This is a genomic window from Kitasatospora sp. Root107 (assembly GCF_001424875.1).
Lineage (GTDB): Bacteria > Actinomycetota > Actinomycetes > Streptomycetales > Streptomycetaceae > Kitasatospora.
In genome coordinates this window covers 1-26,210 of the sequence record NZ_LMCT01000007.1, presented here as the reverse complement: position 1 = coordinate 26,210, position 26,210 = coordinate 1, and the positions used below count along the sequence as shown (strand labels likewise).

The window sequence follows — 26,210 nt, the reverse complement described above, 5'->3', positions numbered from 1 at the left end:
CCCCCGTGGGTGTCACCTGGTCAGCTGCCGCAGCTGCTGCCGCCCCCGCAGCTGCTGCTCGACGAGCTGCAGCTGGAGCTGCTGGAGGAGCCGCAGCTGGAGGAACTGCTGGACGAGCCGCAGCTGTTGCTGCTCGAGGAACCGCAGCTGGAGGAGGAACCGCAGCCGGACGAGGAGCCGGAGTCGCCGGAGCTGCCCGGGTCGCCCGAGGAGCACCAGGTGGCCGAGCTGCCGGAGTCACCGCTGGAGCTGCTGGAGCTGCTGGAGGACGAGCCCAAGACCGGACGGGCCGTCAGGGCCGCCTGCAGTTCTTCGTCCTCCAGCGTGACCACGCCCTCCAACGCCAGGGCGCCGAGCACCACAGCGCCGCCGACCAGCGCCTGGTCGCCCGGCACCCACGGGCGGGAGCCGTTCCGCATCAGCTCCAGCTGCCTGACCCCAGCCGGGGTGATCCGGCTCCGCTCGGGGCGGGTGGCGGCCAGCCAGAACAGGCCGACCAGCAGCAGCCCGAGGAACGGGAAGAACGGCGCGATCTCGGTGCCCTGCTCCTTGACGGAGGCCCCGAACCACTGGAAAGCGGACACCACCCCGAGGACGACCACCGCGACCTGGGCGAACCAGAGCAGCTTCCGGGCGTTCACCGCCTTCCGGTACAGCTCCGGACGCCGCATCAGACCTCGGGCGGCCAGGCCGTCCCCGATCCGCTGGACGTGCTCACTGCGGCTCACGGTGCGCCGCAGCGTGGACAGTTCGGCCCGTCCGTACGAGCCGGCTGCGGTGATCAGCACCGCCTCGACGGCGTCCCGGGCGTTCCGGTCGGTCACGGTGACCTGGCCGGAGCGGGAGACGATCAGCCGGCCCTCCTGCTGCATCCGGACCACCACGGTGTCGGCCACCCGGGCCGGGCCGCCGGCCAGGAAGGCGGTCTCCAGCAGCGGCAGGCCCCGGCCGGGCAGACCCTGGGGCTGCGGCACGTGCCGCAGGCGGCGCAGGGCGGACGACGCGTTGACGCCGGTCAGCAGTTGGGCGCCGGCCGCGAAGGCGAACTCGGTGTACCACATGGACTTTCCCCCGTATCTCGGTGCTCGGTTGTTGCGTCTCGTTCACGTTCCACGGCCCAGGCGGCTACCGGCGCCACCAGGGGCGGTGGGACGGGTCCTTCGGGCGGAGGTGGCGTGCCAGGGCGGCGCGCCAGTCGGCGGTGGGTTCGGCGGTGAGGGCCCAGCCGGCGAAGCGGCGGGCGTCGGCCCGGTAGCCGTCGGCCATCGGGTGGGTGGCGGCGTAGCGCAGGAACAGCGGGCCGTACTCGTGACCGAGGATCAGCTCCAGTGCGGGGTCGACCCGGGCCACGGTGTCGCGGCGCTTGGCGGCCAGGCCGTGGATCTGGATCCGGACCTGCCGCTCGTCGAACCCGGCCGGGACCGGCCCCCCGGCCACCAGGGCGGTGAGCAGTTCGCTCTGCCGCCCGGCCAGTGCGGCGCGGGCCATCACCAGGTCCGGATCGCCGGTCCTGATCAGGTACTCGTCGTGCTCAGACATGGTGCGGCGCCCCTTCCAGGACCCGGCGGATCGCGTCCAGTTCGCCCGCCAGCTCGGCGGGCGGCGGGAAGTTGTCGTCCCGCTCCAGCAGTACGCCGGGCGGCACGGCCCGGGCGCGCAGTTCGGCCAGTACGGCCAGCACCGGTTCGGTGACCGGGTGGGCGTGGGTGTCGTGCCAGACGCCGTCCCGCTCGACGCCGCCCGCGACGTGCACGTAGGCGAGCGCCTCCAGCGGGAGGCGGTCCAGCTCGGCAGCCACGTCCAGGCCGAGGTTGACCCGGTTGGTGTGCAGGTTGGCCACGTCGATCAGCAGCCGGACGCCGGTCCGTTCGACCAGCTCGGCCAGGAACTCGCCCTCGGTCAACTCGTCCTCGGGCCAGCTGAAGTGGGCCGCGATGTTCTCCAGCGCGAGCGGCACCGGCAGCTCCTGCTGGGCGATCCGGACGTTCTCCGCGATCACCCGCAGCGCGTCCCGGGAGCGCGGCACCGGCAGCAGGTGCCCGGCCTCCCGGCCGCCCGCCCGGACGAACGCCAGGTGCTCGGTGACCAGCGGCGCGCCGAGCGCGCCGGCAGTCAGCGCGAGCCGCTCCAGCCGGGCCCGGTCCGGGAGCTCGGCCCCGCCGAGGCCGAGCGCGACCCCGTGCGGGACCAGCTGGACGCCACGCTCGCGCAGGACCCGGAGCGACTCGGGCAGTAGGCCCTCCCTGAGGTCGTCCGGGCAGAGATTCTCGGCGACCACCTCGACCCAGTCCAGGCCGGGCAGCCGTTCCACCACGGTGTCGATCTCGGAGCGCCAGCCGATGCCGACTCCGAGTGCAGCAGATGTCATCTGACGCCCCCTTCGGAGGGCTCGCCGGAGAGTCCGGCGGAGGTGAGGTTTCGGACGGAACCGGCGGCGTCCTCGCGCGCCGTCCCGTTGCTAGAGGGTGTATCCCCGGGCGTTCGCTGCCAACCAGGGAAAGGCATTCTCAGAGCTGAACTTGAGCTTTCTTCAGGTCACCCGAATATTCAGTGGCCGGGGGGCGGACGGCACATTACCGTGAGCCGCCTATGACGATGATCATCCGTGACTTCCGCCCCTCCGACGCCGAGGCCGCTGCCGCCTCCTACAGCGCCGGCCGCCCGCACCTGCTGATGACCCCGGAGGCCGTCCGCCACCTGGTCACCAGTGCCACCCCCGAGCAGCACTACCGGCTGCTGGTGGGCGAGTTGGACGGAGTGGTGGTCGGCTCCGGGCGGGTCGGCGTGCACGCGTTCAGCAGCACCAAGGGCCAGGGCTTCGCCAACCTGAGCGTCAACCCCGAGGCCCGGGGCCGGGGCGTGGCCACCGCGATGCTGGCCGTCGCCGAGCAGCACCTGGCCGAGCACGGGGTCACCCTGATCCGGGCCTGGGTGGACGACGAACCCACGGCCGTCGCCTTCGCCGAGAAGCACGGCTTCGAGCGCGGCCGCAGCGCCCACTTCGCCCACCTGGACCTGACGGCGGGTCTGCCCCCGGTGCCGGAGCTGCCCGCCGGGGTCGAGCTGCGCACCGCCGCCGACTACCTGGAGGACCCGCGCCCGCTCTACCGGGTCGACGTCGAGGGCACCCAGGACGAGCCTGGTGACGTCGACATGTCCGACCTGGGCTACGAGGAGTGGCTGGAGGAGGTCTGGGAGCGCCCCGACCTCGACCGCGAACTGACCACCGTCGTGGTGGCGGACGGCCGCCCGGTCGCGTTCAGCGCGGTGCACTCGGACGGCGCCACCCGCTACTGGTCCGCCTTCACCACCACCGTCGCGGCCTACCGGGGCCGCGGCCTGGCCAAGCTGGCCAAGACCGACTCGCTGCACCGCGCGCTGGCCCGGGGCTGCACCGACGCGTACACCAACAACGACGCCACCAACGCGCCGATGCTGGCCGTCAACGACTGGCTCGGCTACCGGCGCTGCGCGAGCGAGTGGGCGTACGCCAAGGGGATCTGAGGCCCGGCCCCGGCGGGTCAGCCGACGTCCACCCCGTGGGCGCGGGCCAGGCCCGCCAGGCCGCCGGACCAGCCCTGGCCGACGGCGCGGAGCTTCCAGCCGCCCCGGTGCCGGTAGAACTCGGCGACCAGCATCGCCGAGACCTCCGGGTCGGCCGGCGGCCGGAACGTCCAGGCCGCGCCGTCCGCCGCGCTCACCGACAGCCGGGCCGCGCGGAGTTCGCCGCAGGTCGCCGTGCCGTCGGCGTCCATGGTGACCGAGACCGCCACCCGTTCCACCGCCGTCGGCAGTGCTGCCAACCGCACCGTGGCGCTCTCGCCGTGCCCGTCCGGGCCGGTCTGCTCCTTCGGACCCAGTGTCACCGCGCCGTCGGCGGCGGTGGGTTGGTGGTAGAAGACGAAGTCCTGGTCGTCGCGGACCGTGCCGTCCGCCGTGAGCAGCAGCAGGGTCAGGTCGGGCTCGGGCCCGGCGGAGTCGAAGCGCACCGAGAGCTCGGCCGCCGCCCGCTCCGACAGCGGCGCGTTCTGCCCGGGCAGCAGCTCGACCGGCTCCGGCACGACCGGCTCGGGCACCGGCTCGACCGGCAGCGGAAGCAGCACGGTCGGCTCCTGCCCCGACCGCCCGAAGCCGTCCACCGGCAGCAGCACGGTCGGATCGGCCGACCCCGGGGACTGGCCGGGCCCGGCCGGGGTGCCGCCGAGGCGGCCGGCCAGGCCGTGCTCCCGCAGCAGCCCGACCAGCATCGGCCCGTCCACCAGGGTCAGCGGTTTGCCCTCGACCCAGCGGTACGAGTCGGGGCCGAAGCCGGAGGTGGTGACCAGGATGCCCTTGGTGGCGCCGTGGTGGACCCGGGTGGCGTCCAGATCGCGCACGGCGGTGGGGTCGACCGTCCGGCGGTAGCGCTTCGCCTGGATGACGATCTGACCGCCCGTCACCGGGTCCGGGTCCTCGGCGATCACGTCGACGCCCTGGTCCCCGCTGCGGGCGGTGGTCCTGGTACGGAAGCCGCGCCGCCGGAACAGCTCGGCGATCAGGTGCTCGAAGTCGATCGGGTCCATCTCGAACAGGTCGGGATCGTCCCCGGCGGCCTCCTGGTGGGCGTCGTACGTGTCGGCCTCGGCGGCCAGCCGGGTGGTGGGCACCGGCTCCAGCTTCTCCGGCCGGGCCGACAGCCGGCCGCGCAGCCCGTCCAGCAGGCAGTCGACCGGGGCCACCCGGTCCAGCGCGACCGCCAGGAAGTCCTCCCGACGGACCGTCACCGCGACCAGGTACCGCTGCTCGTCTCGCCCGCTGGCCGGATCGGTGCCCTCGACATAGCCGTTGAACACCACCGAGCCGAGCAGCCCGCCCTGATCGGCCCGGAACAGCTCGGCGAGCAGCCGCAGCGCGCACTGGGCCAGCAGCTCACGGTAGAGCGCCTTGCGTTCGGCAGCCGGCCTGGCGACCTCCGCCTCGCGGTCGTCGCTCTTCACGTAGCGCACCCGGGACACCGCCGGGATGCAGTCGGGGCCCGGCAGCTCCCAGTCCACCACCAGTTGGCGGCCCGGCCGGTCCCAGCCGACGACGCCGTCGCACGGGAAGTCGGCCGGCCAGTCCTCCCCGGCCCGCAGCACCGTCTCGAAGAGCTCCACCACCGCGTCGGGCGTACCGGTGGCCAGGTCGGTGGTGAGCCGGGCCGCCTGCCGGGCCCGGTCGGCGGCCAGCCGGTGGTTCTCCGCCACCCAGGCGTCGTACTGCGCCCGGTAGTCCGCCAGCCGGCGCAGCCGCTCGTCCTCCGCCTGCCTGGCCCGGTACCAGTCCTGCTCGAAGTGCGCCCTGGCCTGGGCCGCCTGCTGGTCGTACTGCTGCCGGGCGACCGGATTCAGGGCCTGCAGGCCGGTCGGCGGCGGCACCAGATAGCGGCCCTGGTCCGGCATCGGCACCGGCAGGCCGAGCGGCCCGGGGTCGAACGGCGGGGGCCGGAAGGGAAGCTGGGGCTCCGTCAGCCGGAACGGCCGGCCGGCCAGGCCGGTGGCCAGCACCGCCCGGAGCCGGGTCACCTGGTCGTCCAGCTCCGCCGTCCGGCGGGCGGCATCGGCCTCCCGCCCCTGCTGGTACGCCCGCAGGGCAGCGCGCTCACCCTGGGCGGCGGCCCGCTGCGCCTCCCGCCGGTCCCGCTCCGACTGCCGCTGTGCGGCGGCCGCGGCCCGGTGCCTGGCCTCCTGTTCGCGGGCCTGCTGGCGCTGCGCCTCGGCGATCATGGCCAGTACCCCGTGGCTCCGCTGCCTGGCCATGACCGTCCCTTCCCCCATCTGACTGTTGATCAAGTCTGGCACGGGGTGCGGGTACGCAGAAGGCCCGGGGCGGCGTACGCCCCGAGCCCTCGGGCGGACTACTCCGCCGGACGCAGCGTCAGCGAGATGCTGTTGATGCAGTATCGCTGGTCGGTCGGGGTGCCGTAGCCCTCGCCCTCGAAGACATGGCCCAGGTGACCGCCGCAGCGGGCACAGCGGACCTCGACCCGGCGGGTGCCGAGCGTGGTGTCCTCGATGTACTGGACCCGGTCCTCGGCCAGCGGCGAGTAGTAGGACGGCCAGCCGCAGTGGCTGTCGAACTTGGTCTCGCTGCTGAACAGCTCGGATCCGCAGGCCCGGCAGCTGTACACGCCGACCGTCTTGGTGTCGGTGTACTCACCGACGAACGGACGCTCCGTCCCGGCCTCGCGCAGTACGTGGTACTCGGCGGGGCTGAGCTGCTCGCGCCACTCGGCGTCGGTCTTCTCGATCTCGTAACTCACGGCTCACTCCTCCGGATGGTCAGGCAGAGGGTGCAACGCCCGCGAGGCACGCAACGATTTCCGGCCCCAGGTTGGTCACGTCACCGGCGCCCATGGTGAGCAGCAGATCGCCGGGACGGGCCAGCCCGGCCAGCACCCCGGGGGCGGCGGCGAAAACGTGCTCGGCCCGGACGTCGGCCCCGGCCCGGCGGGCCGCGTCGATGATCAGCTCGCTGGTGACGCCGGGGACCGGGTCCTCCCGGGCGGGGTAGATGTCCAGCACCACCGAGGCGTCGGCCAGCGCCAGTGCCTGGCCCATCTCCTCGGCCAGCTGCTGGGTCCGGCTGAACAGGTGCGGCTGGAAGACCACCAGCACCCGGCCCTCGGTGGCCTCCCGGATCGCCTCCAGGTCGGCCACCATCTCGGTCGGGTGGTGCGCGTACGAGTCGATCACCTGGACGCCGCCGGCCTCGCCCTTGAGCTGCAGCCGCCGCCGGACCCCGGTGTAGGCGCCGAGTGCCTTGGCCAGCTCGGCGGCCGGGACGCCCAGCGCGACGCCGGCGGCCAGTGCGGCCACCGCGTTGTGCGCGTAGTGCCGGCCCGGCACCGAGACGGTGAAGGTCAGCTCGTCGCCGTCGATCAGCACGGTGACCTCGCTGGTCATCCCGTGCGGGCGGACCGCGAGCACCCGGACGTCGGCGTCCTCGGCCGCGCCGTAGGTCACCACCCGCAGGCCTGCCAGGTCACGCACCCGGCCGGTCAGCTCCCGGGCGCCCTCCTGGTCGGCGGAGATCACCAGGGTGCCGCCCGGCACGATCCGGCCGACGAAGGTCTCGAAGGAGTCGTGGATCTCGTCCATCGAGGCGTAGTTGGCGTGGTGGTCCAGCTCCACGTTGAGGATGATCGCCACCTCGGGCGCGTACTTGTGGAAGCTGCGGTCGCTTTCGTCCGCCTCCGCCACGAAGATCTCGCCGGCTCCGTGGTGGGCGTTCGAGCCCGGCACGTCCAGGTCGCCGCCGATCGCGTACGAGGGTGCCAGGCCCAGCTCGGCCAGGCTGACCGCGAGCATCGAGGTGGTGGTGGTCTTGCCGTGCGTACCGGCCACCGCCAGCGCCCGGCGACCGCCCATCAGCGCGGCCAGCGCGTCCGAGCGGTGCACCACCGGGATGCCGCGCTCGCGGGCGGCGGCCAGCTCCGGGTTGTCGGCCCGGATCGCGCTGGAGACCACCACGCTGCTCACCCCGGCCGGGACGTTCTCGGCGGCGTGGCCGACCGCGACCTGCGCGCCGAGCGCCCGCAGCGCAAGCACGGTCTCGGACTCCTTGGCGTCGCTGCCGGAGACCCGGGCGCCGCGCACCGCGAGGATCTTCGCCAGTCCGGACATGCCCGCGCCACCGATGCCGATGAAGTGCGGGGCGTGCAGGTCGTGGGCGGCGTCGTTCAAGGAGGTCTCCGTACCTGAGGGATTCGGGGGCAAGGACGAATCGTCCTTGCGGGCGTTCCGCAAGGACGATTCTGCACTACCGACGGTGCGGCTCAGGAGTCGCTGGCGAACAGCTTGAGCACCGGGACACCCACCTTGTGGCGGGCCCGGGAGGCCCAGTCGCGGTGGAAGAACTCCTCCACGAAGTGCGGCGAGGTCAGCACCAGCACCTCGTCCGCCCCGGTCTCCTCGACCACGGCCCGCACCTTGTCCAGCGGGTGCTCCTCGACCACTTCGCCGACCGCCTCGGCACCGGCCTCGCGCAGGTGGCGCAGGCTGTGCTCGAGTGACTCGCTCGCCAGGGTCGGCTGTTCGCTCTCGTCGTGCTCGTGCACCGCCTTGTCGAGATGGCCGAGTGCCACGTCGTCGAGTGCGCGGAGCAACTCGTCCTGCTTGCCGCGCGGTTGCATCAGGACGACGAAGGAGACCTTCTCCTCGCCGTGGAGCGTGGTGACCAGCTCCACATCGGCGTCGGAGAGCGCCTTTTCGATCATCAGTACGGTCTTGAACACGTGAGTCCCTTCGCAGTTGCAGGCCCCCGGGTCCGGTGTCCCTTCCCATAGTGCCCGGAGGATGCTTTCCTCACGCTGCGCACGCGCCACATGGGCCACGTGCGAGTCAGATCACAGGGGAAGGGGGGATGGCTCGGCCGGACGCAGGTAGCGGGTGAAGAGGAAACCTTTCTGCTCGATCAATGAGACCAGCCGCATCGACTGCGTGTCAGACATTTCCGCATTATGGAGGATTCGTGGCGCGTCGCCCCCGGTGAGCAACGGGGCCAGCGAGAGACAGAGTTCGTCCAGCAGTCCGGCCGCCGTCAGCTGCCCGAGCAGCCGGGGCCCACCCTCCGTCAACTGCCTGGTCCAGCCCCGCTCGGCGAGCGCCGCGAGGGCCGTCGGCAGGTCCACCGAGCCCTCGCCCGCAACGATCAGGTCGGCCACCTTCGCCACCTCCCGGCGGGCCTCGGCGGGGGAGTCCTCGGTGGTGATCACCACCGTCCGGACCACCGGATCGGTGAACAACGGCGTGGTCAGTGCCAGTCCGAGGCTCCGGCTGACCACCGCGATCGCCGGGGCGGGCGACTGCCCGGCCACTCTGCGCGCCGCCGCGAACTCGGCCCGAGCCCTGGCCGGCCGGTACCCCTCGGCCCGGACCGTCTCCGCCCCCACCAGCACCACGTCGCTGAGCGCCCGCAGCACCCCGAAGATCCGCTTGTCGGCGTCCCCGGACAGCCCCTCGGAGAGGCCGTCCAGCCTCGCCCCGCCGTCCAGCCCCGACACCATGTTGGCCCGCAGCCACGGACGGCCGTGGTTCACCTGGTCGGGGTACGCGTAGACCTCGGCGAGCGCCTCCAGGGAGTGGAGATCGTCGTGTCGGTTGCCGGACGGGCTGATCAGCTGCTGCATGAGTTCGAGTCTTCCACGGCCGGTACCCTCTACTAACGTGCCAGCAGCCTCCCGCCCCGATGCCATAGCGACCGCGACGCCGTCCGCGACCCCGATCGCGCTCACCGACCGCCGGCCGGTGGTCCCGGCCGAGCGCCTGGTCGCCGAGATGGTCCCGCCGCCGCGGTTCGCCGGTGTCAGCTTCGGCAGTTACCTGCCGGACCCGACCCAGCCCAGCCAGTACGAGGCGGTCCAGGTCCTGGAGGAGTTCGCCGCGAGCATCACCGCCGCGGCCACCCCCGCCAAGCGCGGCTGGTTCCGCCGCTCGGCCCCCGAGCCGGCCGGCCCGTCCGGGGTCTACCTGGACGGCGGCTACGGCGTCGGCAAGACCCACCTGCTGGCCTCGCTCTGGCACGCCACCCCCGGGCCGAAGGCCTTCGGCACCTTCGTCGAGCTGACCAACCTGGTCGGCGCCCTCGGCTTCCAGCAGGCCGTGCAGACCCTCTCGGGCCACCGGCTGCTCTGCATCGACGAGTTCGAGCTCGACGACCCGGGCGACACCGTGTTGGTCTCCACCCTGCTCGGCCGCCTGGTCGAGAACGGCGTCAAGCTCTGCGCCACCTCCAACACGCTGCCCGAGAAGCTCGGCGAGGGCCGGTTCGCCTCCGCCGACTTCCTGCGCGAGATCCAGGGCCTGTCGGCCCACTTCCGCCCGCTCCGGATCGACGGCCAGGACTACCGCCACCGCGGCCTCCCGGCCGCCCCGCCGCCGTACACCGCCGACGCCGTGGACGAGCGGGCGGCCCGCACCCCGGGCGCCTCGCTGGACGGCTTCGACGCCCTGCTCGACCACCTCAAGGCCGTCCACCCGAGCCGGTACGGCGCGATGCTGGACGACGTCCAGGCGGTCTTCCTGCGCGGCGTCCACCAGGTCGACGACCAGTCCACCGCGCTGCGCCTGGTGGTGCTGGCCGACCGGATGTACGACCGCGAGCTGCCCATCACCGCCTCCGGCCTCCCGTTCGACCAGGTCTTCCCCGAGGAGCTCCTCAAGGGCGGCTACCGCAAGAAGTACCTCCGGGCGATCTCCCGCCTGGTCGCGCTCGCCCGGGACAGCGCCGAACACAGAGCTCCGCAGCAAGCGTCTCAATAATGGCGCATAAAAGTCTCACTATTGCTCGGTGGCGCTGAGCCGCCGGTAGACAGTGGCGCGGGAGACGCCGAGCTCCGCCGCGACCTCCTCGGCGGTCCGGCCGGCCTCGAACAGCCGGTGGGCAGTGGCGGCCATCTCCGGGCTGACCGCGCTGGGACGGCCCCGGCCGCGCCGGGCGGCGGGCGGCGCGGCCGATGTCGGGGTCGCCAGGCCGAGCAGGCGGCGCACCCCGTCCAGTACGGCGGCCTGAAGGGCGGCCGTGGGCGCGTCCGCGAACAGCACCACCGGGTCGGCCAGCATGGCGATCGCCTGGGTCGCCCTGACCTGTCCGGCGAAGTCCGGGGCGGGGCCAGCGACCAGCGCTCCGGCCTTCAGCATGGCGCCCTTGAACCGGTCGAAACCCGGCCCCGGCGCGGCCAGCGCCAGGTCGTGCAGGTTCACCCTGAGCAGGTAACGGTGCGTCAGCCAGACCTGCAGCATGCCCTCCAGCGTCGCCCAGCGGGCCTCGTCCGGGTCGGCTCGCAACTCCGCCGCCGCCAGCGTGGCCTCCAGGTCGTCCAGCATCGGCTCGGTCAGTGCCGCGAGCAGGTCCGCCTTGGCCGGGAAGTGGTAGAGCACGGCGGCCTTGGTCACCCCCACCAGCTCGGCGATCTCCCGGACCGAGGTCGCGTGGTAGCCGCGGGCTGAGAACTCGGCGAGTGCGGTGCGCAGGATCCGGGTCCGGGTGTCCGGGGAGGGGTCGGTCATGGCCGGAGTCTAGCCCTTGCCTGACCGACGGTCAGGAGTCTACGGTCATGACTGACCGATGGTCAGTCGATGGGGGAGTGGAACATGCGGACAGTGCTGATCTCCGGCGCCGGGATCGCCGGGCCGACGCTGGCGTACTGGCTGGCGCGGCACGGCTTCCGGCCGACTGTGGTGGAGCCCGCCCCGGTGGTGCGCCCGGGCGGCAGCCCGGTGGACGTGCGCGGCCCGGCGGTCCGGGTGGCCGATCAGATGGGCGTCCTCCCACGGCTCCGGGCCGCCGGGACGGGCGTGACCAGCCTGCGCTTCGTCGACGCCGCGGGCCGCCAGGTCGGCCGGGTCGCCACCGGCGGCCGCCGGGGCGGTGGTGAGGTCGAACTGCCGCGAGGTGACCTCGCCGCCATCCTGTCCGAAGCCGCCCGGGAGCACGCCGAGTTCCTGTTCGGCGACACCATCACCGCCCTGGCGCCGGACACCGACGGGGTGGACGTCACCTTCGAGCACGCCCCGCCCCGCCGCTTCGACCTGGTGATCGGCGCCGACGGCCTGCACTCCCGGGTCCGCAGGCTGGCCTTCGGCCCGGAGCGGGTCCACGTCCGGCACCTCGGGATGTACGTCGCCACCGTGCCGTTGCTGTCCGGTCCGGACGATCCGGCCGAGGGCGTGCGGATGTACAACGCCCCCGGCCGGGCCGCCGCGGTCCACCCCGGCCGGGGGCAGTCGCTCGGCTTCTTCGTCTTCCGGCACCCGGAGGTCGCGGGCCTTGACCACCGCGACCCGGCCGGGCAGCGTCGCCTGCTCGGCGCGGCGTACGCCGAGGACGAGCGCACCGGCGCCTGGCGGCTGCCCGAGCTGCTCGACCGGGCCCGCACCGCCGAGGAGCTCTACTTCGACGCGGTCGCCCAGGTCCGCCTGGACACCTGGTCACACGGCCGGATCGGCCTGCTCGGTGACGCCGCGTCAGCCGTCTCACTGTTCGGCGACGGCTCCAGCCTGGCCCTGGCCGGTGCTCACACCCTCGCCGCGGCCCTGGCCGCCGACCCCGACCCGGCCGCCGCCCTGCGCCGCTACGAGACCACCCACCGCCGCCTCGTCGACCCCCGCCAGCGCAACGTCCTGCGTGCCGCCGCACTGCTCGTCCCCCGGACCGCCCGGGGCCTCCGCGCCCGCAACCTCGCCACCCGCCTGCTCCCCGGATAGGGCGACCGAGTGCCCTGCCGGCAGCGCAGCTCCGCCGAAGCAGACCCGGGTTGTCAGTGCGGAGTCGTACCGTTGACCTCGTGCGTCCCATCACGAGTATCGAGCGGTCCGTGGCGCCCTTCGAGGTCGTCAGCCCCTACCAGCCCAGCGGTGACCAGCCGGCGGCCATCGCCGAGCTGGAGCGCCGTATCCGCGCAGGTGAGAAGGACGTCGTCCTGCTCGGTGCCACCGGCACCGGCAAGTCGGCGACCACCGCCTGGATGATCGAGAAGCTGCAACGCCCCACCCTGGTGATGGCGCCGAACAAGACGCTGGCCGCCCAGCTCGCCAACGAGTTCCGCGAGCTGCTGCCGAACAACGCGGTCGAGTACTTCGTCTCGTACTACGACTACTACCAGCCCGAGGCGTACGTCCCCCAGACGGACACCTACATCGAGAAGGACTCCTCGATCAACGAGGAGGTCGAGCGGCTGCGCCACTCCGCGACCAACAGCCTGCTCACCCGCCGCGACGTGATCGTGGTCGCCTCGGTCTCCTGCATCTACGGCCTCGGCACCCCGCAGGAGTACGTCGACCGGATGGCCCAGCTGCACGTCGGCGAGGAGGTCGACCGGGACGCGCTGCTGCGCCGCTTCGTCGACATGCAGTACACCCGCAACGACGTCGCGTTCAGCCGGGGCACCTTCCGGGTCCGGGGCGACACGATCGAGATCTTCCCGGTCTACGAGGAGCTCGCGGTCCGGATCGAGATGTTCGGCGACGAGATCGAGGCGCTCTACACGCTGCACCCGCTGACCGGCGAGATCATCAGCCAGGACGAGTCGATCTACGTCTTCCCGGCCTCGCACTACGTGGCGGGCCCGGAGCGGCTGGAGCGCTCGGTCAACGACATCGAGAAGGAGCTGGAGGAGCGGCTGGCCGTGCTGGAGAAGCAGGGCAAGCTGCTGGAGGCCCAGCGGCTGCGCATGCGCACCACGTACGACCTGGAGATGCTCCGTCAGATCGGCAGCTGCTCCGGTATCGAGAACTACTCGATGCACTTCGACGGCCGCTCGCCCGGCTCCCCGCCGAACACGCTGATGGACTACTTCCCGGAGGACTTCCTCCTGGTGATCGACGAGTCGCACGTGACCGTTCCGCAGATCGGTGCGATGTACGAGGGCGACGCCTCCCGCAAGCGCTCGCTGGTGGAGCACGGCTTCCGGCTGCCCTCCGCGCTGGACAACCGCCCGCTCAAGTGGGAGGAGTTCCTGGAGCGGGTCGGGCAGACGGTCTACCTGTCGGCCACTCCGGGCAAGTTCGAGCTGGCCCGGGGCGAGGGCACGGTGCAGCAGATCATCCGCCCGACCGGCCTGATCGACCCCGAGGTGATCGTCAAGCCGACGGAGGGTCAGATCGACGACCTGGTGCACGAGATCCGCAAGCGGATCGAGAAGGACGAGCGGATCCTGGTCACCACCCTCACCAAGAAGATGTCCGAGGACCTGACGGACTACCTGCTCGGTCTGGACATCCGGGTCCAGTACCTGCACAGCGACGTCGACACGCTGCGCCGGATCGAGCTGCTGCGCGAGCTGCGGGCCGGTAAGTTCGACGTGCTGGTGGGGATCAACCTGCTCCGGGAGGGCCTCGACCTGCCCGAGGTCTCGCTGGTCGCGATCCTGGACGCGGACAAGGAGGGCTTCCTGCGCTCCGGCACCTCGCTGATCCAGACCATCGGCCGCGCCGCCCGTAACGTCTCGGGCCAGGTGCACATGTACGCGGACCGGATCACGCCCTCGATGGAGCTCGCAATCGGCGAGACCAACCGGCGCCGGATCGTCCAGCAGGAGTACAACACCAAGCACGGGATCGACCCGCAGCCGCTCCGGAAGAAGATCGGCGACATCCTGGACACCCTCTCCCGGGAGGACATGGACACCGAGGAGCTGCTCGCCACCGGGTACCGGCAGGGCGGCAAGGGCAAGGCTGCGGTCCCGGCCCTGGGTGCCGGCCGCAAGCCCGCCAAGAGCCTGCCCGCTGCCGAGCTGGCCGACCTGATCCAGCAGTTCACCGACCGGATGCACGCGGCCGCGGCCGACCTCCAGTTCGAGCTGGCGGCCCGGCTGCGCGACGAGATCGGCGAGCTCAAGAAGGAGCTCCGCCAGATGCGCGAAGCGGGCATGGCCTAGCACAGTGCGTGGACGCCCCGTGGCGCGAGTCGTGATCCGCGCCACGGGGTAGTCCTTTGCACTGGGTCGGTGCACGCAGGCTCTAGGGTGGTCGGTGGGCAAAGCCCGTGCAGGGGGCCTCAGCCGGGGGACGGCAAGGGGGTGTTCCGCCGTTGTGCCGGTCCGGGTGAGGGCCGGGGCTGAGGAGAGAGGGCAGTACCGTGTCGGTGAATCTGGCCAAGGGACAGCGGGTCAGTCTTCAGAAGAGTTCGGGGGAGTCGCTCACAGTGGTCCGGATGGGCCTGGGCTGGAAGGCCGCGCCCAAGCGCGGGCTGTTCGGCTCCCGGACCAGGCAGATCGACCTGGACGCCTCGGCCCTGCTGTACGCCGAGAAGACCCCGTCGGACGTGGTGTTCTTCCAACACCTCGTCAGCAACGACGGCTCGGTCCGGCATACCGGCGACAACCTGATCGGCGGGGCGGGGTCGGAGGACGACGAGTCGATTCTGGTCGATCTCGCCCAGGTGCCGGCGCACATCACCCAGGTGGTGTTCACGGTCAGCTCGTACACCGGGCAGAGCTTCGCCGAGGTCCAGCAGGCGCACTGCCGGCTGGTGGACGACGGCACCGACCAGGAGCTGGCCCGCTACGAGCTGACCGGCGGCGGTCCGCACACCGGGCAGATCATGGCCAAGGTCTACCGGGACGGCTCCGGCGGTTGGGGCATGCAGGCGATCGGCGCCCCGGCGAAGGCACGGACGTTCCAGGACATGCTGCCCGCGATCGAGCCGTACCTCTGAGGCGTGCCCGCCGGCTCATCCGAGGGGCTCCCTTTACCTTCTTTACCTTCTCTTGGGTTTTCTGTTAGTCTCGGCGGTAGCGGAGGGGAGTATTCCCCCGCAGCGTTCCCGTCATCACGGGCGCCCCTGACCGGGTGCCCCGGGGCGCTGGTCCGATCCGGCCGAGCATGGCCGACGGGCGGAAGAGACCTCCGGCAGTGACGATGTCTGTCTCGCCTACCTGCCGGAGGAGCAGCTAGTGGACGTTTCCGTAACTCTCTGGGTCGGCACGATCGGGGTATTGATCGCCCTGGTCGTGGCCGACTTCTTCATCGGTGGTCGAAAGCCGCACGAGGTCTCCATCAAGGAGGCCGGGATCTGGACCGCGGTCTGGGTCGCGCTGGCGCTGATCTTCGGTGGTTTCCTCTGGTGGCACGGCGGTTCGCAGCCGGCCGGTGAGTTCTTCGCCGGGTACATCACGGAGAAGTCGCTGAGTGTCGACAACCTCTTCGTGTTCATCCTGATCATGGGCAAGTTCGCGGTGCCCCGGATCTACCAGCAGCGTGTGCTGATGGTCGGCGTGCTCATCGCGCTGGTGCTCCGGGCGGTCTTCATCGCCGGTGGCGCCGCGCTGGTCTCCGAGTTCTCCTGGGTCTTCTACATCTTCGGCGCCTTCCTGGTCTGGACGGCGTACAAGCTGGTCAAGGAGGCGATGGGCAGCGACGAGGAGGAGGAGTTCGAGGAGAACCGCCTGCTCAAGTCGATCGAGCAGCGCTTCCCGTCGACGGACAAGTACCACGGCACGAAGCTGACGATCAAGCAGAACGGCAAGCGGCTGATGACGCCGATGCTGATCGTGATGCTGGCGATCGGCACCACCGACGTGCTGTTCGCGCTCGACTCGATCCCGGCGATCTTCGGCCTGACCCAGGACCCGTACATCGTGTTCACGGCCAACGCCTTCGCGCTGATGGGTCTGCGCCAGCTGTACTTCCTGATCGGTGGCCTGCTGAAGAAGCTGGTCCACCTCAGCTACGGCCTGTCGGTGATCCTCGGCTTCATCGGGATCAAGCTGGTGCTGCACGCGCTGCACGAGAGCGGCGTGCACGTGCCGGAGATCGGCATCCCGCTCTCGCTCGGCGTCATCGGCGGTGTGCTGGTGATCACCACCATCACCAGCCTGATGGCCTCCAGGAAGCAGGAGGCGGCCGAGGCCGCCGCCGAGAATGACGCGAAGGACGAGATCGACGCCTGACGTATAATCATTCACAGGGGCGCCCCCCGCCGACGGGCCGGGGGCGCCCCTCTTGCATGCTCAGCCGCTCAGGGCCGCCGCCTCCAGCTGCTCGGCCGGGACCAGTCCGGCCACGGCCGGAGGTTCGGTGGGCTCGATCAGCCGGCTCGGGGTGCCGTCGACACCGACCGGCAGGTCGCCGTCCAGGGTGATCCGGCGGACCAGCCGGGGCTGGTCGCCGTAGTCGTTCACGGCGTAGTGCTGGGTGGCCCGGTTGTCCCAGATCACCACGTCGCCGACCTGCCAGTCCCAGCGGACGGTGTTCTCCAGCCGCTCCACGTACCGCTGGAACAGCTCCAGCAGCGCCCGGCTGTCGGCGCCCGAGACGCCCTGGACGCGCTGTGCGAAGGCGCCCAGCAGCAGGCTCTTCTCACCGGTCACCGGGTGCACCCGGACCACCGGGTGCTCGGTCTTGAAGGCGGTCGAGACGAAGACCTGCCGGAACAGCGCGGCGATCTCCCTGTTCTCCGCCAGCTCGGGGGTGAGCGCCAGGGTGGCGGCGTAGTCGTAGTCGTTGGTGTGCACCGCCCGCAGGCTCTCGGCCAGCACCTTGAGCGGCGCGGGCAGGTCGTCGTAGGCGGCGGCGGTGTTGGCCCAGACCGTGGAGCCGCCGGCCTCCGGCAGCTCCAGCGAACGCAGGATGGACGCCTTCGGGTAGGACGGCACGAAGGTCACGTCGGTGTGCCAGTTGTTGGCCCGAACCCCCTTGGTGGCGTCCAGCTCGAAGATGTACCGGCCGTCCGCACTCGGCACCGTCGGGTGTCCCACCGGGTGCCCGAGCAGCCGGGCGAACGCCTCGTGCCCGGCGTCGTCCAGGTGTCGCTGTCCCCGGAAGAACAGCACCTTGTGCCGGTACAGCGCGGTCTCGATCGCGGCCACGGTCTCCGGGCCGAGTGAGCCGCTCAGCTCGATGTCGTGCACGACGGCCCCGATCCGGCCGGCGGCGGGGGTGAGGCGGAGTTCGGTGGCGGCGGCGGTGGTCATGGTTGTCCTCCAACGGCAGGGTGCGACGGAACTCCCGCCCAGGGCAGGCGAATTCGGCCCGGGCGGGCAAGGGAGCGGATGAACGCGGGATCAGACGGCGAGCAAGTTGCGGCGACAACAGCAGCCGGTACGGGGAAGCGGACAGCGGCGGGTCAACGTCTTCCCCTCTCTCGCAACGTGGTTCGAATGACGTTCATCGTTCCGCACCGTTCTGGCGGCGGTGTTGCGGCGCCATGAAATCTCCCGCCGATGCCGGAGGCCCGCTCCCCGGTGGGGGAACGGGCCTCCGAGGGCTGTCAGCCGACCTTTGTCCAGACCTGGCATCCCTGGGTCTTGAAGACCCTGTCGGTCTTCTTGATGGTCACCACGCCCTGCCCGGTCAGATTGTCGTTGGCGATGATCGAGTCGAAGCCACCGCTGCTGTCCTTGCCGCGTTCCCAGTAGCAGAGGCCGAGGGAGCCGGGGCCTGCGGTCTTGTACGTTCCGCGACAGCGACAACCGGCCCGGAGGCGAGCGCGTCGGCCACGAAGTCCGTCTCGGCGGGAAGCGCCGGCAGTGCGACCCTAACTGGAAGGTGTGCTTCCAAGCTCCGGCCGCCGGTCAGCAGGCCACCGGCACGGTCGTGGATTTCGGCACGGTGAAGCTCGACGAGCAGTGCCCCGATCGCCACCGCCTTCGGCACCCTGCAGGAAGCCCTCACCGCCGAGCACCAGGCGCAGCGCACCCTTGACGACAGCCGCGGTGGCCCGACGGAGACCGAGCAGCTGGCCACCGCCCGCAAGGAGACGGAGGCGGCGGTCAACGACCTCGCCGAGCTGACCGCGGCGTCGGGAACGGCCATCACCGACGCGGCCGGCGCCGCATTCGTCCGGGCCATGGGCCGCGCCCAGGCGGCCCTCGCCGAGGCAGAGGACGCGATGGTCGAGGCGCAGTACGCGATCGCGCTGCAGCGGCGGGTGCAGCCGGGGAAGCGGTGCTGAACCTCGGGCTGGACTCGCGCGGCCTGCGGGAGTACGCCGGGTGGCAGCGGCTCACGATTGCGCGGCAGCGGGGGCCATCTGATGGACTGGGAGGAGGACTTGGCGCAGCGGGTGACCGGGCGTGCCGCAGGGCAGGCCCAGGAGTCGGTGGCCGTAAACGCTGAGCGGGCGCGGGCGGAGGGGCTGGCCTCTCGCTCCACCGCGCGTGCGATCGGCCGTCGTGGCAGTCTCCCCCCGACGCCGGAGTGGGCGCGGCGGGCAGCAGCCGGCGCCGGGTACGACGTGGACCCGCTGGAGGACGCGGCGTAACGTCAGAGCGGCAGTTGACAGAAGGGCCCCGGCTTGAAACCGGGGCCCTTCGTCATGCGCGTTTACGATCAGCGAGGGGAGGCGAGTCTGAAGTTTGCTGTCATCTCTGCCTGTCGGGCTGCACTGCTGGCGGTCGTGAACCTGCCCTTCCGCCGGTTCCCCATCGCCCTGTCTCTCGCGAGCCGGGACCCCGATGTTGATCAAGGAGTACGGTCGCCGCTCGGATGCGAGCGCCGCCCAAATGGCTGCAACAGCCTGGGCAGTGACGTCGTACTACGGGCTGCAGAACCCGCTGCCGCTGGGGCCCGAATCGGCGGAGGGTGGCTCGAGTAGCGAAGATGGCGAGAGCGGTGAGGACCCCGCCCAGGAACTCGGGCAGCGCATTGAGCAGGAGCTCCTTCATGGGGTCGCCTTCTTTGCGGCAGCGGTGCGCTCAGTGTGCTGGTTGCCGAGACGCCGGAGCTTGCGACGGACCCGCTCGCCGAATGCCTCCGTGTGACCGGCCGCCAGAGAGGCACCGGGCCAGGTGGCGTCTGGATCCGCGGCCCACCGGGCCGCCACGACAGCCTCCTCTGGAGTCAGCCTGCGTAGGACATGGGGAACGCGGCTGTCATCGAGCTCCTCAGCCAGGAGTGAGTCCTCAGGCCGACTTTGATTGCTGATCAGGTCGTACAGGGTCAGCCCGTCGCCGAGCGGGGTGTCGAGCAGCAGCAGCCGCGAGCGGTCGATCTTGCGGCGCCACACCGGGGCCAGCTGCCGGTGGATACTGCTCGCCTCCCTCTTGAGGAGCTGCAGCGAGTCTGGCGACAGCTGGCCCTCGGCGAGGAAGGGGTCGGCCCAGGGGCCGATCAGCGCGGTGGAGACCGGCTCGCTCCATCCGCTCCAGCGGCCGAGGCCCACCCGGGTGAAGGTCTCGAGGGCGGCGCGGTCACCGGTCAGAACGGCCTGACGAGCGTTCAGCGCCTGGACGAGGTCCGGCACCGGTCGGCCCATTTCCAGGAAGCTCCTGGAAATGGACTCGCCGGTCGGCTCCATCGTGGGCACTGCGGTGTACTGGTCGCGGTGGCTGAGGAGCTCGCGCATGCCAGCCTGAAGGGCCGCGGGGTTGGGGCACTCGCCCCTTGGCTGGGTGGCGACCGTCCGAGTGGACCGCGACCAGCCCGTCTTGCAGGCCCCAGTTCACCGGGATCACGGCGTCCACGCGCACCCCGGGCGCGAGGGTCTCGCTGCCTCCAAGCCTGTAGAACCGGTCGATCCGGTCCATCAGGTCGAAGTCGACGTCGGGGCGCACGCAACTGGTGGTTTCGGACCGCGGTGCCAGGGGGTGGATGCCGGTCATGGGACTCCTTGCGGATTGAGACGACACTTCCCCTCTCGGTCCCGGCCTGGTGGGGCAACGGCAATAATTCCCGCCGCACCTTATGTGATCTGGATCATAGGGGGAAGTTCCGGCTGCTCTCCTCGCATGAAATGGCGCCACTGCCCGTCAGTGTCGGGCGCTGCCGGGTGCTGTCACCGGTGATAACTCCCACTTATCAACAGTGAGGAACTACCTTGATCGGGAAGACTGCTGACGATCCGTCGAATAGTGAGCCGGTTGCGCTGGATGGCGAACTGCTGCCCGCCCGGCTCGTCACCGAGCACCAGATCGTCGCCGACGTCTCCGCGTGGACCGACGCCGACTTCCACCTCACCGACCGCACCCGGGCCAAGCTCCGCGCAGCGATCCCCGTGAACACCCTGCGCGCCTACGAGCGGTGGTGGGACGCCGCCGCCGACTGGTGTACCGCCCGGGGCCGGGTCGCGCTGCCGATGACCGCGCAGACCTGCACCGAGTTCATCCGCGAGCTGACCGACACCGTCTCGGCTCGCACCGGTCGCGCTCTCTCGGTAGCCTCGCTCGACCAGGCGCTCGCCGCCGTCCGCGCAGTACACGCCGAGGCCAGGTTCGAGGACATGCCGAGCAGTCGGGACGCCCGGCGCCTGATCCGCGCGCACGGCCGGGAGCTGGCCGAGGCCGGCCGCACCGAGCGCAAGTCTGCGATCATCACCGCCGACCAGGCCCTCGACGTCGCCACCCGCTGCGACACCACCACCTTCGCCGGCGCCCGCGACCGACTGCTGGTCGCCCTGTCGTTCGCCGCCTGGACCCGCCGCTCGGAACTGGCCCGGCTCAACCTCGCCGATGTCCGCCCCTCCACCCAGGAGGATCGCCCCAGACTGATCGTCACCTTCCGCAGCTCAAAGACCGACCAGGCCGCCAAGGGCACCGAGGTCTACCTGCCCGAGCGCGGCGACGCACTGTGCCCGCTGGCCGCATGGCGCAGCTGGACCATGCTGCTGGCGACGAAGGGCCACACCGACGGGCGCCTGCTGCGGAAGGTCGACCAGTGGGGCAACCTCGGCACGGCCCTGGCCCCGGGTGGCGTCAACGAGATCAGCCAGCGCCTGGTCGAGCAGGCCGGGTAGGCGGTGGACGAGCGCGGCCGGACCTTCACCGCGCACGGCTGGCGCGCCTCGGGCCGCTCGGCCGCGGTTGAGGCCGGCGCCAGCGAGACCGCAGCCAACGAGCACGGCCGATGGTCGAAGAACAGCACCGTCGGCCGGAGCTACGAGCGCGATCGCGGTGAGCTCGCTGACCACCCCATGGCCAAGGTCGCCGCCAAGCAGCAGGTCAGCGACAGCAACCAGAAGGGGGAATAGGCAGCCCCCGCTCGTCACCACCGACATGGGGCACACTGGCCAGCATCTCGGAGCTAGGAGACCGGTGTGACCCGCGAGTTGAACATCATCTGCAACGCTTGCAAGAAGCCCATCGACGACCAAACTGGCACCCTATGGGTCAGCAACCCCGACCTCAACAACTACCAGGACGCCCAAGCCGCCTGGGAGACCCGGAACACGATGACCCTTCCCGGCGGCGCTGAGATCGTCGTCGTCAACGCCGCCGATCTGATCGACCACCCCCGGCGAGCCCAGTGGCGGGCCCACCACGACGCGTGCCACGGCGAGACGGTGACCACCGTCTACGAGATCCAGGCCCACCGGCTCAAGACCTGGGCGGACCTGGTGTCCTGGACCGCGCACCTGATGGAGAAGGACTGGCTGGGCGACACGGACTGGGCGCCGCTGCTCGACGCCGCGACGAGGGGCGAGAGCGGCACGATCGTCCCGGCGAGCGTGCCGAACCTGAACGCCTGACCTGCAGGCCCGGCTCGTCATCGCCTTCGCTTCGACACTGCGAAAAGCCCTCCCGGTGGACCACCGGTGCCACGCTAGAGTTGAGTGCAGCGCCGCGGCTAACTCCCGGCCCAACGCCAGCTCCTGACGCGTGCCAACCCCGCCCGGAGCCCCACATCACCCTTCAATTCGCACGGAGACACCCATGCCCAACGGCCCCTACCCGCCCACCACCCAGTGGACCTACTCCAACCGCCGCAACCCCGGCGTCGTCAAAACCAGCACCCTGCACCTGTACTGGGAGCCCGACGGGTCCGGCTTCAACGAGAACTACACCCCCGACGAGGTCGGCGCCCGCACCCTGTGGGATCGGTGGGTGGCCAAGGTCGCCGACCTCCTTCACGACCAAGACCCGGCCCGGTACGAGCCTGGCGACGTCGCCATCGACTGGACGGTCTGGGAGCCGTGGGAGGCCGCGCCGTTCGTGCGGGGCCCGCTCAAGCCAAAGGAGACCTTCCTGACGCACTTCTCCACGCCGATGGACACGGCGACGGAGGAGCGGGTGGTGTGGACCCGGCTGCCGGTCTTGGACCTGGCGTGGGAGCCGGGCCAGGCCGACAAGGGCGGCTTCATCCAGCAGGTGCTGGGCTGGAAGCCGTCCCCGCTGCAGCCTGTCATGAACGTCCACCAGCTGGCCGAAGCGGCTGGCCTGAACTCCTGAACTCCTGAGCCGAGGAACAACGTTGAGCATCAAGCCGACCACCGTCACCGCCGTCCTGCTCGCCGACGGATGACACGACGTACGCCCGTCTCGTTCGAGATCTGCGACTAGCAGATCGCGTACAGCGGGCCACTGGAGTTCCTGAGCAGCAACAGCGCCGAGGGTTTCACGTTCACCGAGCATGACGGCCGTCAACTGAGTGGCCAGCGGCCGCAATCCTGGCGGTCCGTCACCGACACGGGGTGGTCCGGTGGGCTGCCAGGGGGTGTTGCGGGTCGCGCAACACCCCCTGGCCTGGCCTTACGCCAGGGCGGCCTTCCCAGCGTCCGTGGGGATGACCTTGTCAGGGTTCGCGCCGTCGGCGGGTACGGCCACCTCGATCAGCCCACGATCGTGAAGGTCGATGTATACGCGGTACAGGCCGAGCTGCTGCTCAGTCCACTCGTCACGAACGGGGCCTTCTTCGCCCATGCCAGCCGGCGGCGGGTACAGGACGTGGAAGTAGTCCGACGGGGCGACCGGCTTCCCGGCCTGAACGATCTTTTCGAGGAGCCTTCGCTCGTCAGTGCTCAGCGTCATGGCGGAAGGCTACGCCCGGAGACGTTGCAAGCCGGCTCGACCGGCACGTGTTGAGCGCAAGCAGATTTGCTGAGCGGAGGGGTCGGCAGCGCGCTGGCATGGCCATCAAAGGTCAACCCGCTTCCTACCCGTCACAGACAGGCAGCCGGCCCGTAGCTGCGGTCCCCAACGAGAGCCCGTGAGAGGTAGACGAGTTGTGGCCAGGGCAAGGCGTCCTTGGACGTCGCCATACGGACCGGAGCTCGGGCCATCGTGGCGCGCCACGCCACCCACTATGGCAGTCATACTGCTCAACTGGGCGGCGCCCTGGAAGGATCCCGGCATGCAGCTCACCCTCCGCCCCGGCATCGACCGCGACTACCTACTGAGCGCCCTCCGGAAAGTCCGCGAGGACGTCAGCAACCTGTACACCAGCGGCCCGCACACCGCGCCCGAGCGGCTCATCAGCTACCTGGAGTGGGCCGACGATGCTGCTGGAAAACTCGCGCCGCTGATCAGTGCGAACGACATCGACAGTCTGATCTTCACGCGCCGGTACGAGCAGATCTTCAACAAACTGGAGATCCTCGCCTCACCGGACACAGTGAGGCTGGCCAACAACATGGTGAGCATCGAGCTGAAGCAGCGGAGTGACGACCTGACAGCTGTCGTGGACGCTCTACACCACGCGATTACCACTCGCGTTCAGCCCATCCTTGGCGTGGTGTTCGACACCAGCATGTTCATTAAGCACCCGGTCAAGCTGGAGCTGATCGACTTTAGGGAGCTGACCGGGGTCGACAGCGGCACCGTGAACCTGATCGTGCCCATGGTTGTTATCGACGAGCTCGACAAGTTGAAGGAGTCGAAAGACCGGAACCAGCGCTGGCGGGCCGGATACAGCGTCGCGGTCATCGACCGGTTGTTCCCCTCTGGCCGGCGGTCGTTCGCGGTTCTCCGGCACCCGGAGCCCAGCGTCGGCGAAGGATGGCACTCTCATCCGCAGGTCATCGTGGAAATCGTGTTCGACCCGCCGGGCCACGTTCGTCTGCCGATCGCTGATGATGAGATCATCGACCGTGCGCTCGCCATCCAGCCGCTTGCCGCGAGCCCGATGAAGCTGTTCACATACGACACTGGGCAGTCGACGCGCGCGCGGAATGCAGGCCTGAACGTCGAGAAGCTGGCGATCCCGATTGGCGACGAGCCCGGGTGAAGCCCTGAACCATCTAGCCTCGATCTTTCGTGACGGTCCGTCAGTTGTTTCGACGGGCCGTTTCGGCTTTCTGGCTGGTGGCGGGCGTGCCGACGGCCCGGCTGTCGCGTCGGGTGGGCGCCGGGTTCCACTGCTCCGGCTGGGGGGGATGACTCGTCGGGACAGGACGTCGTTGCTGGTCAGCCGGGGTCCGGCAGGGCGTGCAGGCGAGCGAACGCGGTGGTGATCACGTCGGTCCAGGGCCAGTGGCGGGCGAGGCGGAGGTAGCGGCGGCGGCCGGTGGTGACGAGCTGGGCGGCCGCGGAGAACAGCCGTAGCCGCATGCGCTTGGGCTCCCAGCGACGAGCGGGCCCGGTCAGGGCGAGCATCGGCATCCAGGCGAGCAGGTCGAGCGCGAGCTGGACGATCTCCAACCAGACCTGGTTCTGCGCGGACCGGTGGAGGGGCAGGTTGCGCAGTCCGGTGTCGCGGGCGGCGCGGATGCGGTCCTCGGCGCGGGCCCGCTGGCGGTGCCGCAGCTCCAGGGCCGCGATTGGGACGTGGGTGGTGTTGGTGGCGAAGCAGGTGAGCCGCATGCCGTCGGCATCAGTGAAGCGCAACTGCGCTCCAGGGTGCGGCCGTTCCTTGCGGATGATCAGCCGCATTCCCTTCGGCCAGCCCGTGAGGACGTCGCTGGCGAGTTCGGCGACCCACGCGCCGTCGCGAACCTCTCCGCCGGGCTCGACAGCCGGCGTCCAAGCCGGGGCCGGGATCTTCAGCACGGTCTGATGGACAGCTTCGGTGATGGTCATCCCAACCGAGTAGGACAGCCATCGGCCGCGTGTGGTGAGCCAGTTGAGGAAGTCGTGGGTGCCGCCGGCGGAGTCGGTGCGGATCAGGGTGCGCCGTCCGCGCCGGTACTTCTTCGGCACCTGGGCCAGCGCCAGACGGGCGGCTTCGATGTGGTCGGCGGCGGTGTTGCTGCCCGCGTTCCCGGGCCTCAGCAGGCCCGCCACCGGTTCCCCGGCCCCGTCCGGGCCGTGGTCGACGAACGCGAACAGCGGGTGATGGCCGAACGTCTTCTTCCAGGTCTTGGCCGCGTCCTGCTCCTCGGAGTGCGCCAGGACCAGCACTCCGTCGATGTCCACGATCACCTCGCCGCCCGCGTCCGGGGCCGCGTCACCGGCCAACTTCCAGACGTGTTCGCGGACTTCGGCCCGCGCCCGACGGATCGCCGCGAGCGCGCGGGGCCCGGACCCGGCCAGGGTATCGACCAGGCGGGAGACCGTCGGGTCGGAGGCCACCGGCCCGAACACGACCGGCTCGACCCGCAGCACGCCGACGTCCGCCAGGCAGTCACCACCGAGCGCGACCGCCAACGCGACGTCCAACAGGATCTTGCCGGGATCGTGCACCGCCCTCGGTTTGCGCCAGGGCGCGAGCGCCGACGACAACACGGCCACCAGGCCGGTCCGGCGGGCCGTCTCCACCAGTAGCACCCCACCGGCCTGCGAGACCACCCCGCCACCGCCACCCGACACCCGCACACGCGGGTATGACCCGATATGCTTACTCACCTGAGAAGTGCCTCCGACGGTGCGGGAACAAGGGCCTAGACAATCCTCATTCTCGCTGGTCAGAGCAATGCCAGTGAGTTAGGCCGTTCTCGCAGGTGGGGAGGGGGGCCAGGTGACCCTGAGTGAGTAACTGACGTTGCTGGGAGGGCGTGACTGGTCCGGTTTCTTTACTTCGAAGGTGTTCTTCGGCGGCTTCTTCACTCGTTGGCAGCGGCGGTCGCGGCGCTGTGGGAGGAGGTCGTTCAGGAGTTCCTGGACG

Annotated in this window: 23 protein-coding genes and 1 pseudogene; 12 read left to right on the top strand and 12 right to left on the bottom strand. The window is 70.7% G+C overall.

Features of this window, described 5'->3' with window-relative positions:
- Window positions 1-20 precede the first annotated feature (20 nt).
- A complete protein-coding gene (locus ASC99_RS08105; protein WP_057229882.1) occupies window positions 21-1,061 on the bottom strand; it encodes a TIGR04222 domain-containing membrane protein in 1,041 nt (346 codons plus the stop codon).
- Window positions 1,062-1,125: 64 nt separating this feature from the next.
- A pseudogene (locus tag ASC99_RS08095) lies at window positions 1,126-2,368 on the bottom strand (DUF692 domain-containing protein).
- Between the two features lie 221 nt (window positions 2,369-2,589).
- On the opposite strand from ASC99_RS08095, the gene ASC99_RS08090 reads away from it, so the two are divergent.
- The gene (locus ASC99_RS08090) at window positions 2,590-3,504 is read left to right on the top strand and encodes a GNAT family N-acetyltransferase (RefSeq protein ID WP_057229878.1); all 915 of its coding nucleotides are present in this window, start codon (window positions 2,590-2,592) and stop codon (window positions 3,502-3,504) included.
- Between the two features lie 17 nt (window positions 3,505-3,521).
- Here the strand turns inward: ASC99_RS08090 and ASC99_RS08085 are convergent, their stop codons facing one another.
- The 5 genes from ASC99_RS08085 to ASC99_RS08065 form a co-directional block, all read right to left on the bottom strand.
- Window positions 3,522-5,777 (bottom strand): restriction endonuclease, encoded by a 2,256-nt coding sequence (locus tag ASC99_RS08085; RefSeq protein WP_057229876.1) that lies wholly within the window; start codon window positions 5,775-5,777, stop codon window positions 3,522-3,524.
- A 98-nt stretch (window positions 5,778-5,875) separates the two neighbouring features.
- The gene (gene msrB / locus ASC99_RS08080) at window positions 5,876-6,280 is read right to left on the bottom strand and encodes a peptide-methionine (R)-S-oxide reductase MsrB (RefSeq protein WP_057229874.1); all 405 of its coding nucleotides are present in this window, start codon (window positions 6,278-6,280) and stop codon (window positions 5,876-5,878) included.
- A 19-nt stretch (window positions 6,281-6,299) separates the two neighbouring features.
- On the bottom strand, window positions 6,300-7,703 hold the full coding sequence (murC, locus tag ASC99_RS08075) for a UDP-N-acetylmuramate--L-alanine ligase (protein WP_082598173.1): 1,404 nt from the start codon (window positions 7,701-7,703) through the stop codon (window positions 6,300-6,302).
- A 92-nt stretch (window positions 7,704-7,795) separates the two neighbouring features.
- Entirely contained in the window at window positions 7,796-8,254 is a 459-nt protein-coding gene (locus tag ASC99_RS08070) for a hypothetical protein (protein ID WP_057229872.1), read from the bottom strand.
- Window positions 8,255-8,365: 111 nt separating this feature from the next.
- Window positions 8,366-9,148, bottom strand: a complete 783-nt coding sequence (locus tag ASC99_RS08065; RefSeq protein ID WP_057229871.1) for a pyrimidine reductase family protein — start codon at window positions 9,146-9,148, stop codon at window positions 8,366-8,368.
- Between ASC99_RS08065 and zapE the strand changes: the two genes are divergently transcribed.
- Window positions 9,147-10,280, top strand: a complete 1,134-nt coding sequence (gene zapE / locus ASC99_RS08060) for a cell division protein ZapE (protein WP_082598178.1) — start codon at window positions 9,147-9,149, stop codon at window positions 10,278-10,280. The two genes, ASC99_RS08065 and zapE, sit on opposite strands and share 2 nt — an antisense overlap.
- 18 nt (window positions 10,281-10,298) lie before the next feature.
- On the opposite strand, the gene ASC99_RS08055 is transcribed toward zapE, so the two are convergent.
- Complete coding sequence (locus ASC99_RS08055; RefSeq protein ID WP_057229869.1) at window positions 10,299-11,027, bottom strand: TetR family transcriptional regulator; 729 nt, start codon at window positions 11,025-11,027, stop codon at window positions 10,299-10,301.
- Window positions 11,028-11,111: 84 nt separating this feature from the next.
- On the opposite strand from ASC99_RS08055, the gene ASC99_RS08050 reads away from it, so the two are divergent.
- From ASC99_RS08050 to ASC99_RS08035, 4 genes are all read left to right on the top strand, one after another.
- Complete coding sequence (locus ASC99_RS08050) at window positions 11,112-12,224, top strand: FAD-dependent monooxygenase (protein ID WP_057229991.1); 1,113 nt, start codon at window positions 11,112-11,114, stop codon at window positions 12,222-12,224.
- An 80-nt stretch (window positions 12,225-12,304) separates the two neighbouring features.
- On the top strand, window positions 12,305-14,395 hold the full coding sequence (gene uvrB, locus ASC99_RS08045) for an excinuclease ABC subunit UvrB (protein ID WP_057229867.1): 2,091 nt from the start codon (window positions 12,305-12,307) through the stop codon (window positions 14,393-14,395).
- 200 nt (window positions 14,396-14,595) lie between these two features.
- Window positions 14,596-15,174, top strand: a complete 579-nt coding sequence (locus ASC99_RS08040) for a TerD family protein (protein WP_057229866.1) — start codon at window positions 14,596-14,598, stop codon at window positions 15,172-15,174.
- Between the two features lie 238 nt (window positions 15,175-15,412).
- The gene (locus tag ASC99_RS08035) at window positions 15,413-16,408 is read left to right on the top strand and encodes a TerC family protein (RefSeq protein WP_057229864.1); all 996 of its coding nucleotides are present in this window, start codon (window positions 15,413-15,415) and stop codon (window positions 16,406-16,408) included.
- 60 nt (window positions 16,409-16,468) lie between these two features.
- On the opposite strand, the gene ASC99_RS08030 is transcribed toward ASC99_RS08035, so the two are convergent.
- On the bottom strand, window positions 16,469-17,431 hold the full coding sequence (locus ASC99_RS08030) for a TauD/TfdA family dioxygenase (protein WP_057229862.1): 963 nt from the start codon (window positions 17,429-17,431) through the stop codon (window positions 16,469-16,471).
- Between the two features lie 1,061 nt (window positions 17,432-18,492).
- On the opposite strand from ASC99_RS08030, the gene ASC99_RS08020 reads away from it, so the two are divergent.
- Window positions 18,493-18,720 (top strand): hypothetical protein, encoded by a 228-nt coding sequence (locus ASC99_RS08020; protein ID WP_157531435.1) that lies wholly within the window; start codon window positions 18,493-18,495, stop codon window positions 18,718-18,720.
- A 399-nt stretch (window positions 18,721-19,119) separates the two neighbouring features.
- On the opposite strand, the gene ASC99_RS08015 is transcribed toward ASC99_RS08020, so the two are convergent.
- Complete coding sequence (locus ASC99_RS08015) at window positions 19,120-19,755, bottom strand: hypothetical protein (RefSeq protein ID WP_157531434.1); 636 nt, start codon at window positions 19,753-19,755, stop codon at window positions 19,120-19,122.
- A 519-nt stretch (window positions 19,756-20,274) separates the two neighbouring features.
- Here ASC99_RS08015 and ASC99_RS08010 point away from each other — a divergent pair.
- The 4 genes from ASC99_RS08010 to ASC99_RS40175 all read left to right on the top strand — a co-directional run bounded on the left by ASC99_RS08010 (window position 20,275) and on the right by ASC99_RS40175 (window position 22,621).
- Window positions 20,275-21,189 carry a hypothetical protein gene (locus ASC99_RS08010; RefSeq protein ID WP_057229854.1) on the top strand — a complete coding sequence of 305 codons (915 nt, stop codon included), beginning with the start codon at window positions 20,275-20,277 and terminating at the stop codon, window positions 21,187-21,189.
- A 3-nt stretch (window positions 21,190-21,192) separates the two neighbouring features.
- A complete protein-coding gene (locus ASC99_RS08005) occupies window positions 21,193-21,423 on the top strand; it encodes a hypothetical protein (RefSeq protein ID WP_057229852.1) in 231 nt (76 codons plus the stop codon).
- Window positions 21,424-21,489: 66 nt separating this feature from the next.
- On the top strand, window positions 21,490-21,921 hold the full coding sequence (locus ASC99_RS08000) for a hypothetical protein (protein ID WP_057229850.1): 432 nt from the start codon (window positions 21,490-21,492) through the stop codon (window positions 21,919-21,921).
- 184 nt (window positions 21,922-22,105) lie between these two features.
- A complete protein-coding gene (locus ASC99_RS40175; protein WP_057229848.1) occupies window positions 22,106-22,621 on the top strand; it encodes a hypothetical protein in 516 nt (171 codons plus the stop codon).
- A gap of 300 nt (window positions 22,622-22,921) precedes the next feature.
- Here ASC99_RS40175 and ASC99_RS07990 read toward each other — a convergent pair whose 3' ends face one another.
- Complete coding sequence (locus tag ASC99_RS07990) at window positions 22,922-23,200, bottom strand: hypothetical protein (protein WP_057229845.1); 279 nt, start codon at window positions 23,198-23,200, stop codon at window positions 22,922-22,924.
- 322 nt (window positions 23,201-23,522) lie between these two features.
- On the opposite strand from ASC99_RS07990, the gene ASC99_RS07985 reads away from it, so the two are divergent.
- Window positions 23,523-24,395, top strand: coding sequence for a PIN domain-containing protein (locus ASC99_RS07985; protein ID WP_057241091.1), 873 nt, complete (start codon window positions 23,523-23,525; stop codon window positions 24,393-24,395).
- A gap of 179 nt (window positions 24,396-24,574) precedes the next feature.
- Here ASC99_RS07985 and ASC99_RS07980 read toward each other — a convergent pair whose 3' ends face one another.
- Window positions 24,575-25,951, bottom strand: a complete 1,377-nt coding sequence (locus ASC99_RS07980; RefSeq protein WP_082598171.1) for an IS1380 family transposase — start codon at window positions 25,949-25,951, stop codon at window positions 24,575-24,577.
- Window positions 25,952-26,210 lie beyond the last annotated feature (259 nt).